This window comes from Thiomicrorhabdus sp. (assembly GCF_963662555.1).
Taxonomy (GTDB): domain Bacteria; phylum Pseudomonadota; class Gammaproteobacteria; order Thiomicrospirales; family Thiomicrospiraceae; genus Thiomicrorhabdus.
On sequence record NZ_OY759719.1, the window covers coordinates 1,830,018 to 1,843,239 of the forward strand.

Here is a 13,222-nt window from a genome sequence, read left to right on the forward strand (position 1 = left end):
GGCACAAGAACCAGACATTAGGAAGTTTGAGTCTGTGTGTTTTTACGAAAGAGGTTAAAGTTTAGATAAGCACGTGCCCTATTTTTTAGTATGAAATACTAAGCTAGGCACTTTTAGATAACAAAACAACTACTACTTGTAATTACCACCTTTTATATCGGCGGTAAGAACTTATAGAGCAATCCCAAGAGCAATAACACCAACAAGTGCTAATAAGGTCAAAATTTTCCAAGTACGTACAGAACTTTCTAGAGATGCGACACGATCTTCTAAAGAAGCAGGTTTTACTTCAGCTTTTTTATTACGTTTGCTACCACCATCTAAAGGAGTAACAGAATCAGCCTGTGGGCCTTTTTCTGACTCTTTGCTCACAAATTCAACGGCCACACCCTGGCGAATAGGACCATTCCCCTGCCATGCACTTTTGTGAAAAAAGAAGTCTTCTCCACTTTTATCGTCAACAATAAATCCAAAACCTTTTCGGAAGTCAAAACGTTTAATAATGCCTTTGGCCATATATATACTCTTTTAATGTGTAATGAGACAATCTAGATAATGGTGAATTCTAGTTCAATATTGAACTAATTACCAATAATGCTACTATTTTGCAATTAAATTACTCGATAACTGATGAATTAATACCATTAACAGATTATTCAACGACCTGAACCAGGATAAATTGAATCAGAGTAAAGTATTTCTAATTTATATTTATTTCAATAGACTAAAAATTTAATTTTGCTCTGCCCCAATTTTGATGGTTTTATTCTTTTCGCGGCGAAGTATCCATCATAGGAAGTTTATGGAGATCTTTATCCCAATTTGCTTTGCTCGAAATAAAAATGTGGGCGGTAGGCATGATATTGATATCACAATCAAGGCTTCCAGCAGGAACCACCAAAAGCTCACCTCCCAATTGAATATTTGGAAGTGCCGACCCGCAAATTGAGCAAAATGCTTTACTGTGTTGAGTTGAAGGCAATGTAAAATTTGTGACCTTATCGACTCCTGACAACCATTTCAACTTCGCAGTAGAAGAAAAAAGATTGGCTCCATGAGCTGAGCCTGTATCTTTTCGACACCGACTACAATGGCAAAGGTAAAAATTATCAAAATCCCCTTCTATTTCAAAAGTAACCTCACCACAAAGGCATGATCCTGATTGTATACTCATAGATTAACTCTCCATGATTGTGACTGATGCCGCTGGATGTACATTATGCTTTGAGTAAACGACCATTTTAGTAGCAAGAGGCTTGCCCGATTTAAGCACAAACGAACACCACAACAAAATAGGTCGGATTGACCCTTTTGTTATGCCATTTATGCACCGACGCCTTCATTTTCAGTGAAGCGATGAAGAAAGCCTTGTGAAATTTGGCACAACGGGTTCATAGACTCATCATATTGATACAATAATACAAATGATAACCATCTTATATATAGCGATGCGAATGTTGACATTTCTATGATTTCCAACATTGCATCTGGCCCATTCCTATAAGCCTCAACTGAATCGGGGCCACCATGCACACAAGACGATAATTCAGAATATCGAGGAAATATTGAACTTAATATTGGAGCAACCCCCGATTCTTTCATCTTGGTACTTTCAGCTATATAGTGCGTCATGTTTTTATAAGCGAATTGCTCCGTTCTTTTTCTAATTTGGGACGCTGACTTTTCATTCGATATAACCCCAAGCTCTTTCAAGGTTTCCAATGGCGATTTGGTTGGAGTAATTCCCAGTAACGTGTAGCTTTGATGTAGAGCTTTTGTGTAATCGATATTTTCTTGATCTTTACCAAATAACCAATAATCGATTCCAATTTCATCATTATCTAACTCAATACTCTTTAACCAAATGTATTGTGCCTTTATGAAATGCTCAATGATTGATCGGTATAAGATGTTCATAGAATAGTGTTCTTCAATTTTCGCAACTTCGAATATCCCTATTCTTATTGACTCTATTTTTGCCAAGAATGATGTCATAGAAAATACTGACAAAGGTTTTTCAAACGTTTTTACCTTAGCGAGAATTGCAGGTAATAATTCGAGATGTGGCTCTAGCATTTCAGCCATATCCTCCAACAACTCTTCTATTTCTAATAATCTATCCATAGCCCCTCAAAGCATAGCATAGCACCTCAATCAGCCGATGCGTCAGAGGCCGACTGAATTTAATTTTTATGTTCTGGCTCTATTAAGCGTTCTACCATCTGATCATATGCTCTTTGTCGCAATTGTAACGCCAACATTACTGAGGAAAACAAAAGGAAAACAAAACTTATAACTGATGTTGATCCATGCCCCAAGCCAAACAACGCAAGAGACAATACCCCCAAAAGACTAAAAAAGCCTATGCTCAATCTCATAAACCAACGATCAATAAACCTAAAAAACCTGTTTCTTGCTATTAGCGTATATTTGAATTCTCCGCCCTCGTAGGAAACTATGCCAGGAGTTTTCTTTAAAGCATAGATAATTTTAGAACATTGTTCATGACGGATGAGTTCAAGAATATCTCCGTAGCTCATTCTAAGGCCATGGATCAGGCGAAATAATTCAGTTACAGAATGAATACTCTCTCTTTGGACAGCTTCTTCAAATTTTTCTAAAAGTTCAGCTTTTATTTTCCTAGCTTGCCCAATATTGAAAAGAATTAGTGCGATTGTTCCAAGCGATGAAACTAGTCCAAACGCTAGCTTTGATAAAACGTCAATATCCATATCTGTCCTTGAGAGCATAATGATTAAACTAAGCGGCTGCACTTCAGTGCAGTCAGCCTGAGTGCTCTGTTAGAAAGTAATCTATTTGTTGTTACGTATAACATATACCAAACCAGCAATAACTAAAACTCCTATTGCAGTGTTAATTATTTGATTACTTTTGGATTGATTATGCATTGCACGATTAACAAAACTTTCACAGTTATTAGTTAAAAGGTTATAAACACCTTTATCACCCTTTTTGATTTCCTCTATAGCTCGTGTTGCAACTGCAATATTTTCTAGCTCACCGTCATTTGGTTCGATTATGATTTCACCATTTTTGCTATATCTGTTTTGAAAATCAGTATATGTGGAAATTTGATAACCATAATGCATATTTTCCGCGATATAAATTTCTTGATCTATTGGCGAATGACCCAGTATCACACCATGATGTTTTGGACCAAGGTGACCTAGAACATTATCAATTGCACCAATAATTCTACAGCCTGTCACATCTATTTGGTTTAAATCCATACTATTCTATATTTCCTTCTAACGCCTAGCTCACACGACGAAAACCGCGAAGCAGTTTTTGGTCGAGTGGAGCTCCGTGCTATACATTATTTTTGTTCCCAACCGACGACCAAGCCATTTTCTAATGTAATTTTAAGGCTATACCGATTCTTTGCAGTTTGGTGATATTTCCAAACTTCTTTAGTTTTTGTTTTTAATACTTTTTGATCAATATCTAATGGTTTTCCAAGTGAATCAATTAACTGCTCTTCATTTTGGCCCTGCCAGAAGCTTTTGCTCATTATTAAGTCTACGATCTCCTTATTCTTGTATTTTTCCATAAGGTGCTCTCTGCGCCATTTTGTTGTGTAATGGATGTAAACCACACCAACAATAACGGCGAGCACTAACCAGTAATACCATTCCATGATGATTTCCTTTTATGTATAACTATTATTAAACATCCTAAACTAGTTATATTACGTACGTCAATCATTTATAAAATGCCGTTTTATAGTCTTATTTAGGAAGCACCTATCTTAGTTAAGTAACTACAGTTTTAGATTTAGGTCGTGAGCATAGTAGCATTAGTCATCCTTCTATCTAAACTCAACAAACCTCTATTATCCTCACCCACTCTCTTCTGTTGTAAATACCTCTAAAAGCGTAAAGGTTTTTATATTGGTTTTACGCTATAATAGCCGCCATTAAATTTACCGCTTTTTGTGATTAAAGGAACTTAACTTATGCAACTTTCAGAATTAACCGCAATTTCTCCTGTAGACGGTCGTTACGGTGCCCGTTTAGATAACCTAAAAGAAATTTTTAGTGAATTTGGTTTGATTAAAAACCGTGTAAAAGTAGAAGTATTTTGGTTGCGTATGTTGGCAAACCACCCTGGTTTTCCTGAGATTCCTAAGTTAAGCTCTGAAGCTGAAAATCACCTAATCAAATTAGTCGATGAGTTCACTTTAGAAATGGCTCAACGTGTTAAAGAAATTGAACGCACTACTAACCATGATGTTAAAGCGGTTGAATACCTAATCAAAGAGCACTTTGCGGGTAATGAAGAGTTAATGGCAGTTTCTGAGTTTGTACACTTTGCTTGTACTTCTGAAGACATCAATAACTTGTCTTATGCCTTAATGCTTAAAGATGCTCGTGAATTTGTGATTATTCCTGAAATGGATAAGTTAATCGCTAAGATGATTGAGATGAGTGTTGATATGGCTAACATTCCAATGATGGCTCGTACTCACGGTCAACCAGCCTCTCCTACTTCTGCTGGTAAAGAGTGGGCTAACGTCGCCTATCGTTTACAGCGTCAAGCTAAGCAGTTAATGAATGTGCAAATCATGGGTAAAATCAATGGTGCAACGGGTAACTATAACGCTCACCTTGCCTCTTACCCTGATGTTAACTGGTATGAGTTGTCAGAACAGTTTGTACAGAGCTTGGGTCTTCTTTGGAACCCTTACACTACACAAATTGAACCGCATGATTACATTGCTGAGTACTTCCACGCAATGTCACGTTTCAACACAATCGTAATCGACTTTGACCGTGATGTTTGGAGCTATATCTCTGTTGGTTTCTTTAAACAAAAAACCGTTGCGGGTGAGATTGGTTCTTCTGCAATGCCACATAAAGTTAACCCAATTGATTTTGAAAACTCAGAAGGTAACTTAGGGATCGCCAACGCAATCTTTGAACACCTTGCAATGAAACTGCCTATTTCAAGATGGCAGCGTGACTTAACTGATTCAACCGTACTGCGTAACTTAGGTGTGGGTGTTGCTCACACAATGATTTCTTTACAAGCCACAATGAAAGGTTTGGGTAAATTAGAAGTGAATGCAGAAGCGATGGCAGATGACTTAGACTCTAACTGGGAAGTATTGGCAGAAGCGATTCAAACAGTAATGCGTCGTCACGGTTTTGAAAAACCTTATGAAAAATTAAAAGACTTAACGCGTGGTCAGCGTGTTAATAAAGAAATTATGCAGAACTTTGTTGATGGTTTAGACGGTTTACCTGAAGACGCTAAACAATATTTACGTGATTTAACACCGGGTACTTATATTGGTAATGCGGCACAGCAAGCACAAAATATAGAGTTGGCAATCACAATGCTAAAAGCCCGTTAATAGAATGCATATCAAGCCTAAAATGGGAATTTTCTTCGTTTAAGAACGGTCGTGTACATTTGTACACTCCCTTATCTTGGCCTCGAACTTTCCTCATTTTAGTCGCAATCTGCTTTTCTATTAATGCTATTAATGCATTATCAGTTTTAAATAAAAACCCACTATGCTTTTACCAGGCCTGGTGGGTTTTTTGTTGGTTTACTTCATTCACATTCTTAGAGAATATTCATTATGATTCAGTTTCAAGATATTGATTTACAAACTTTTCTTTCAGACTATTGGCAAAAGAAACCTTTAGTTATCCGTGGTGCTTTGCCTGATTTTGAAACACCTGTTTCTGCTGAGGAACTTGCAGGTTTGTCTTTGGAAGACGAAGTGGAAAGCCGTATTGTGATTCAAAATAGTGAAAAGGATTACCAGCTTTTAAAAGGCCCTTTTGATGAATCGACCTATGAAAACCTACCTGAAGAGAACTGGACTTTATTGATTCAAGGTATGGATCGTTTAGTACCTGAAGTAACCGATGTGTTAAACGATTTTGATTTTTTGCCTCGTTGGCGTATTGATGACATTATGATTAGTTACGCCACCAAAGGCGGAAATGTTGGCCCACACTTTGATCATTATGATGTGTTTTTATTACAAGCGGCAGGTAAACGTAATTGGAAACTGACTGCTCAAGACTGCTCTGAGGACAATTACATACAAGGCGTGGATTTACGCCTTATGGAAACCTTTACCGTTGAAGAAGATTATGTGTTTGAAAAAGGCGATATTCTGTATATCCCACCAAAATGGGGTCATCACGGTGTGGCTTTGGACGACGAGTGCATGACCTACTCTATTGGCTACCGTACTTATCGCGGGCAAGAACTTTGGGATAGCTTTGGTGATCATCTGTCTGAAATGGCATGCTTTAAGGATTTGTATATGGATCCACAATGGCAAGCTAACCTTAATCCTGGCGAAATCACCAATGCGGCCGCTGACCAAGCACAACAATTATTAACCAGTGTTTTAGAAGATAAAACGTTAATAAAAACCTGGTTTGGTCGTTTTGCCACTCAGTTAGACCAAGTGGCGGCACAGCAATTACCAGAACCTTTAACCGAAGAAGAAACCCCTGATATTGAAGATTTTATGGGGGCGTTACAAGTTGAAGTTGGATTAATTAAAGACCCAGTTTGTCGTTTTGCGTATGCTGACATTGAGGGTGAAGTAAAAAATGAAACTAAACTTTATATTAATGGTGCTATTTGGAATACCTTTAATGCCAGCGATAAATTTATTGCCAAACTTGCTAACCAGTCATTTTTAACTCAAGAAGAGATTATGTTGGCTGGCGAGAATGAAGGTAATATTAAATTGCTATTTGATTTATGGAAACTTCAGTACTTGGTATTTATAGAGTAACTTAAAAGCATAACTCAAAAGAACAACTTAAAAAAACAACTGAATGACATAAAAAAAGGGAATTGAATTCCCTTTTTTTATTTTAAATCAGAATGTTACAAAACTTATCACTCTACTTTTCTATCATACACTTTGAATAACTTGAGCTATCCATCTCAACCACTTCAACCGTTATTACCATTGAATGTTTAACTAATGATTGATTACTTTGGCCAATATATTGATTTAGAGAAGTTAATATCGCTTGAGATAACGTCTGTTTTTCAATATCCGTTTTACCTACATGCGTTTTACAAACCGCATGTATAAAACCCGTATTAATTAATCCAAGTTTATAAAACTCAGTAGCATAAGTTCTGACTTTTATATTCTCTGTATTAACAATATTGGTATTTGCCACTGCTTCAAATACACAATTTACCAGGCCTGGTATGCCTTGCGGCAGACCACACTCTGTGTGATCAGAGGGTAAATCTTTAGATTCAAAAGAATCTTGACTGTATTCAATAACAATATGCGGCATAAATAGTTATCTCAAGTGCTGCAACAAGCTAAATAAAGTTTGCTAAAGCGTAATAATCTCAAATTCAGAATCCGCCAATAACTCAGCACCACCAGTATTGGTTAATACGGCTGAAGAAGTATTCTCAGTGGTTAAATACTTGTCTGCCATTTCGCGTAATTCTTGAATGGTAGTTGAGATTACACCTAAACGGTAAGCCATACGAATGTCATGCGTACGGCCATATAAATCTTGGAAAAACGCCTTTTTCATTTCACCTGCTGGTGAACCTGGCTTATCCATAGAGCTGATCACATTTAAGATCGCTTCATCCACTTTGGCTTGTGTGGCCTCCGAACTCATTAGCCACTCTTTGGCACGTTTAAAGTCCGCATAGGTTTCTAATAAACGAGGATCACGATATGAGTAGAAAACAAAGGCCGATGCTTCAGCATTGTACGTTGCACCACCACCATAAGCACCGCCCTTTTCACGAATTGATGAATGTAAAAAACCATTACGTAAACAAGCACCTAAAACCGATAATTTAGCCGCATCTTCATGATCTGACGGCACTGCTGGATAGGCTAATGCACAGAAATTAACTTGAGTACTGGTTACCCAGGCCTGGTTAATTGGTTGTTGATTAGCAGTAAATTCAAATCCTGGCATAGCCGTATTGGCATTTTGAGCGTTTTCCATAGCTGATTGCATGGTTTCAAGTGCCGAATCCATGCCCGTTTCATCACTTACAACTAAACCTTGTTTAGTCGATTGTTTAATCTTATTTTGAATTGAACCGAGCCCATCACTCAAGCTATGCATCGCATCGGTTGAATCCTGAATCTCTTTATGCAATTTTTTAATATATTGAATGCCTTTGAAACCAGAACGATCAAACTTCCAACGAGCCGCTGGCGTAAAGTTTTGTACTGCAGCCATCATTGCCTGACCATGACCATTACCGGTTACACCGTGATCTATTGAAGAGCGAATTTGCGAAACTAAATCTTTTAGGCGATTGGTTTCATCAAAACGAGCCTCATTTAAGGTTTCATTTAATAGTTCAGCCATAGGCAATTGGTTTCGATTCAATGCCTTAGAAGATAATATAAAGTGGCTATGATAACCTTGTGGCTCACCTATTTTAGAGTGAACACTTGAGCGTGCGGAGATACCACCTGAGATTTCTGCTTGATAAGATTGCATTTGAATGTAATCTCTTTTGCTGGTGCCCACTTCCGTTAAACAGCTATTAAACAATGGCATTAAAGCTTGCTCTTGCTCTGTTAAGGCAGGTAAATCCACAATCAACTGTTCGTAAGTTAAACCATTCGTTCCACACTGATAACTCTTAACAGACATATCTGCAATTTGAGATATATGGGCTGAATACTGTTTAATATCAGCAGGAATATCGTCTTTAGTTACTTCAGGTAAAATGCTAGGATCGTCTTCTTGCGATTGGCGTTCTTCTAACGCCAAAGCTTGCTCGATAATGGCCTGCTTTTCTGATTCCGATAGGTTGGCTTTAATCTCTTCTAACTTAGCCTTTTCAGCCTTTTCTTTTTTGGCAGAAAGCTCCGTATCTGGCTTCATGGTTAAACGAACACGGTGCGTATTATCTAATAATAAGGTTTTTACCAGGCCTGGTATAAAGTCTGGAGACTTCACTTCGTCCTCTAGCTTTTTAAGGGCTGAATCAGCATCTAATAACGCAATTGGGTCTCCATCATGCAAAGCACCAGCCAGAGAGTGTAATATTAATTGTAATCCGTAAGGGTAACTATCACCGCCTACTTCACGTTGAGACAACTCTAATTGATGAAGCATCGCTTCGACTTGTGACTGATCAACACCTTCTTTAGCAATACGTTGAAGTTCGTTTAAAATCAACTCCTCAATCGCTTGAGCATGCTCTGGTTCAGAACCTTGCACACCCACAACAAATGCCATCTCTTTATTTGATTCTTCAAATCCACAAAGTGGCGATGGAGCATTAGCCAACTCAGTTTCTTCAAGTACTTTACGCAGAGGTGAAGCACTGTTATCTAATAAAACAGCAGACAATAAATGCCCTCGTAAAACCTGCAAAGGATCTTGGTTTTGACCTAACAACCACCCCAAAACAATATGAGTTTTATTAGAGACATCTTCTTCATCCAATGCATAGCTCGACTCAACCACTTTAGGTTCTGAATAACGAGGTTCTAAACCAACATGTACTTGAGGCACGGTATCTTTAAAACGTTCTAATGCCAAACTTTCAAACTGTGTTTGATGCTCAATCGCTGAAATTTCACCATACGTCATAAACACGGCGTTAGACGGGTGATAATGAAGTTTGTGAAAATCTAAAAGTTGTTGATGAGTTAGGTTTGGAATATCCTCTGGCTCCCCACCACTGTTGTAATGGTAGGTACTGGTTGGATAAAGTTGTGCTGAAAACTCTTGCCACAAAGTTGAAACAGGCGAACTCATGGCCCCTTTCATCTCATTAAACACCACGCCTTTGTAGGTTAGAGGTGAATCTGGATTTGTCATCTCTTCAAATTCAAAACGATGGCCTTCTTGGGCAAAATCTAGAGCATCTAAATTAGGGAAGAACACCGCATCCATATAAACCTGTAATAGGTTTTGAAAATCTTTACGGTTTTCAGTCGCAAATGGATACGCTGTCCAATCGCTTGAAGTAAACGCATTCATAAAGGTGTTTAACGAGCGACGGATCATCATAAAGAATGGATCACGTACTGGATATTTCTCACTTCCGCATAAGGTTGTGTGCTCTAAAATATGTGCTACACCAGTAGAATCCATCGGTACCGTTCGTAACCCCACCAAAAATACATTTTGCGGATCATCAGCCGCTAAGTGATAGTGTGCCGCTCCAGTTACTTTATGTTCAAAATGCTGAATAGTGACATTTAGCGAGTCAATAAAGTGCTCACCTTTAAACTCAAATGCAGGGTGGGAATTTTGTGCCGATTGGATTTTATTTTCGCTCATACAGTTTCCGTTTATTTTTATAAAATTTCAGTGATTATAAACAAAAAAAGCCGCCCTAAGGCGACCTTTCATGAGAATAGTATTAAGAAGAATCTTAAGTATCTAATACTATTCTTTATCGGCATCTTTCATAGAAAGTTTTACGCGACCTTGCTTGTCAACATCCGTTAATTTAACACGAATTTCTTGACCTTCTTTTAGGTATTCATTCACATCTTCTACACGCTCTTCAGCGATTTGAGATACGTGAACAAGACCTTCACGTCCTGGCATGTAAGCTACGAATGCACCGAAATCAACGATTTTCTTAACGACTGCATCATAAGTTTTACCAATTTCTGGCTCAGCAGTAATTTCAGCAATACGTGCCTTAGCTGCATTAGCTGATTCATCATCAGTTGCTGCAATTTTAACATTACCGTCATCATCAATCTCAATAGTACAACCTGTCTCTTCAGTTAGAGCACGAATTGTTGCACCACCTTTACCAATGATCTCACGAACTTTTTCTGGCTTCACTTTAACCATAAAGAAACGTGGAGCCGTAGAACCAACTGATTCATTTGAGGTACTAATCGCTTTAGACATTTCACCTAAAATATGTAAACGCCCAGCTTTTGCTTGATCTAAGGCAATTTGCATAATTTCTTCAGTGATACCTGTAATCTTGATGTCCATTTGCAGTGCCGTAATACCTTGGTCTGTACCGGCTACTTTAAAGTCCATATCACCTAGGTGATCTTCATCACCTAAAATATCAGAAAGAACCGCAAAACCGCTCTCTTCTTTAATAAGACCCATTGCAATACCAGCGATTGGTGCCGCAATCGGCACACCAGCATGCATTAATGACATTGAAGTACCGCAAACTGATGCCATTGAACTTGAACCGTTTGATTCAGTAATTTCAGATACTACACGGATGGTATATGGGAACTCTTCAGCAGTTGGTAATAAAGCCGCTACACCACGACGAGCTAACATTCCGTGACCAATTTCACGACGACCAGGGCTACCAGTACGACCACACTCACCTACTGAGAATGGAGGGAAGTTATAGTGCAACATAAAACGATCATGATAAGACCCTGTTAAATCATCAACAATCTTAGCGTCACGCTCTGTTCCTAATGTTGTTACCACTAATGCCTGGGTTTCTCCGCGAGTAAATAATGCAGAACCGTGAACCTGAGGTAAGACACCCACTTGGCAATTAATGCTACGAACCGTTTGAGTATCACGACCATCAATACGAGGCTCACCAGCAATAACACGTCCACGAACGATATCTTTCTGTAATTTACCAAACATGCCTTCGATTTCTTTTTCATCAAAGCCAGCTTCATTCGTTTCAGATACTGCAAGCTCAGCCATTGCTTTTGCTTTTGCCGCATCTAATGCAGCGTAACGATCCATCTTATCGGCGATAGAGTAAGCGGCTTCAACATCAGAACGAATCAATCCAAATACGGCCTCTTTAAGCTCAGTGTTTACAGCAGCAGCTTCCCACTCCCAACGAGGTTTACCTGCTTCAGCAGCGAATTCAGAAATCGCATCAATTGCTACTTGCATTTGCTGGTGACCAAACATAACCGCACCTAACATCACGTCTTCCGGTAATTCAGCTGCTTCCGATTCAACCATTAATACTGCATCTTTAGTACCAGCAACACTTAACTCTAAGTCAGAAGTTACTAATTCATCCATGCTTGGATTTAATAGATATTGATCATCACTGTAGCCAACAATTGCCGCACCAATTGGTCCGTCAAATGGGATTCCAGAAATCGCTAAAGCCGCAGATGTACCTAACATGGCTGGAACTTCTGTTCCTACTTCCGGATCTAACGCAACGACCGTAGCAATGATTTGAACTTCATTTAAGAAGCCTTTAGGAAATAAAGGACGAATAGGACGGTCAATCAAACGAGATGTTAATGTCTCTTTTTCAGATGGACGGCCTTCACGCTTGAGGAATCCACCAGGAATCTTACCTGCTGCATAGGCTTTTTCTTGATAATTTACCGTTAATGGAAAGAAGTCTTGCCCCGCTTTAGCAGACTTAGCCGCAACAGCTGTCACTAAAACGCGAGTGTCCCCCATTCCAATCATAACTGCACCATCAGCCTGACGAGCAATTTCACCCGTTTCTAAGGTAACTTTATGATTTCCATACTGAAAAGTTTTTGTAATTTTGGCCATTTCCTGTCCTTTTAAATCGTTCATTAGGTTTCAAACTTATTTTTGCAATCCATTATTTTTTGAATAATTACGTTGTCTGAAACCTGAATCCCTAATGGTTATATTAAATACTCCATTAGGGATTCAGGCTATCGGGTTACAGCCAATCTATTTTGCAAAAATTAAAGTTCATCCATTCTACTCTTAAATGTACAGAATTTAAAACTAAACAATGCCTTTTTGGGTAACTTTCAGTGCAAATAAAGAGCTTAACTAAGTAAGAAATTTTAGACATAAAAAAACCCCGCATAGCGGGGTCTTTTTGAGCTTTTGAACTGCGTGAGTAATAAATTACTTACGTAGACCAAGACGCTTGATAAGAGCTAGGTATCTTTCACCATCTTTCTTATGTACGTAGTCTAAAAGCTTACGACGACGGCTAACTAAACGAAGAAGACCAGTACGAGAATGGTTATCTTGTTTGTGAGCTTTAAAGTGTTCAGTAAGGTATTTGATACGTGCAGTTAAAAGTGCAACTTGAACTTCCGGTGAACCAGTATCACCTTCTTTTGTTGCATATTCAGCAACGATTTTAGCTTTAACTTCTGCGTTAAACATAATGTTTACTCCATTGGATCGGTCTTAATAAAGATTCGCCTCCACAACCGATGATAGGGACGAACTCGCGTATTTTACTGAATTTTTATGAGATTACAACTATTTAACACGCTTTATAGCTA

12 protein-coding genes are annotated in these 13,222 nt (G+C 38.4%); 2 read left to right on the top strand and 10 right to left on the bottom strand.

Going from position 1 to position 13,222, the window contains the following annotated elements; genetic code table 11:
- Nucleotides 1-171: 171 nt before the first annotated feature.
- From ACORJQ_RS08090 to ACORJQ_RS08115, 6 genes are all read right to left on the bottom strand, one after another.
- Nucleotides 172-516 (bottom strand): cold-shock protein, encoded by a 345-nt coding sequence (locus ACORJQ_RS08090; RefSeq protein WP_321323522.1) that lies wholly within the window; start codon nt 514-516, stop codon nt 172-174.
- A gap of 247 nt (nt 517-763) precedes the next feature.
- On the bottom strand, nt 764-1,174 hold the full coding sequence (locus ACORJQ_RS08095; protein WP_321323524.1) for a GFA family protein: 411 nt from the start codon (nt 1,172-1,174) through the stop codon (nt 764-766).
- A gap of 149 nt (nt 1,175-1,323) precedes the next feature.
- On the bottom strand, nt 1,324-2,124 hold the full coding sequence (locus ACORJQ_RS08100; RefSeq protein ID WP_321323526.1) for a hypothetical protein: 801 nt from the start codon (nt 2,122-2,124) through the stop codon (nt 1,324-1,326).
- A 59-nt stretch (nt 2,125-2,183) separates the two neighbouring features.
- Nucleotides 2,184-2,732: a hypothetical protein gene (locus tag ACORJQ_RS08105; protein ID WP_321323528.1), complete on the bottom strand. Its 549-nt coding sequence runs from the start codon at nt 2,730-2,732 to the stop codon at nt 2,184-2,186.
- 81 nt (nt 2,733-2,813) lie between these two features.
- Nucleotides 2,814-3,251, bottom strand: coding sequence for a TMEM222 family protein (locus ACORJQ_RS08110; RefSeq protein WP_321323530.1), 438 nt, complete (start codon nt 3,249-3,251; stop codon nt 2,814-2,816).
- Nucleotides 3,252-3,337: 86 nt separating this feature from the next.
- Nucleotides 3,338-3,658: a hypothetical protein gene (locus tag ACORJQ_RS08115; protein WP_321323532.1), complete on the bottom strand. Its 321-nt coding sequence runs from the start codon at nt 3,656-3,658 to the stop codon at nt 3,338-3,340.
- 318 nt (nt 3,659-3,976) lie between these two features.
- Here ACORJQ_RS08115 and purB point away from each other — a divergent pair, with 318 nt between their 5' ends.
- Together purB and ACORJQ_RS08125 are read left to right on the top strand one after the other, a co-directional pair.
- Entirely contained in the window at nt 3,977-5,377 is a 1,401-nt protein-coding gene (purB, locus tag ACORJQ_RS08120) for an adenylosuccinate lyase (protein WP_321323534.1), read from the top strand.
- A 231-nt stretch (nt 5,378-5,608) separates the two neighbouring features.
- On the top strand, nt 5,609-6,790 hold the full coding sequence (locus tag ACORJQ_RS08125; protein ID WP_321323537.1) for a JmjC domain-containing protein: 1,182 nt from the start codon (nt 5,609-5,611) through the stop codon (nt 6,788-6,790).
- Nucleotides 6,791-6,902: 112 nt separating this feature from the next.
- Here the strand turns inward: ACORJQ_RS08125 and ACORJQ_RS08130 are convergent, their stop codons facing one another.
- The 4 genes from ACORJQ_RS08130 to rpsO all read right to left on the bottom strand — a co-directional run bounded on the left by ACORJQ_RS08130 (nt 6,903) and on the right by rpsO (nt 13,100).
- The gene (locus ACORJQ_RS08130) at nt 6,903-7,313 is read right to left on the bottom strand and encodes a 5-carboxymethyl-2-hydroxymuconate Delta-isomerase (RefSeq protein ID WP_321323539.1); all 411 of its coding nucleotides are present in this window, start codon (nt 7,311-7,313) and stop codon (nt 6,903-6,905) included.
- A gap of 42 nt (nt 7,314-7,355) precedes the next feature.
- Nucleotides 7,356-10,301: an insulinase family protein gene (locus ACORJQ_RS08135; protein ID WP_321323541.1), complete on the bottom strand. Its 2,946-nt coding sequence runs from the start codon at nt 10,299-10,301 to the stop codon at nt 7,356-7,358.
- Nucleotides 10,302-10,409: 108 nt separating this feature from the next.
- A complete protein-coding gene (gene pnp, locus ACORJQ_RS08140) occupies nt 10,410-12,503 on the bottom strand; it encodes a polyribonucleotide nucleotidyltransferase (protein WP_321323542.1) in 2,094 nt (697 codons plus the stop codon).
- Between the two features lie 330 nt (nt 12,504-12,833).
- Nucleotides 12,834-13,100, bottom strand: a complete 267-nt coding sequence (gene rpsO, locus ACORJQ_RS08145; protein ID WP_321323543.1) for a 30S ribosomal protein S15 — start codon at nt 13,098-13,100, stop codon at nt 12,834-12,836.
- Nucleotides 13,101-13,222 lie beyond the last annotated feature (122 nt).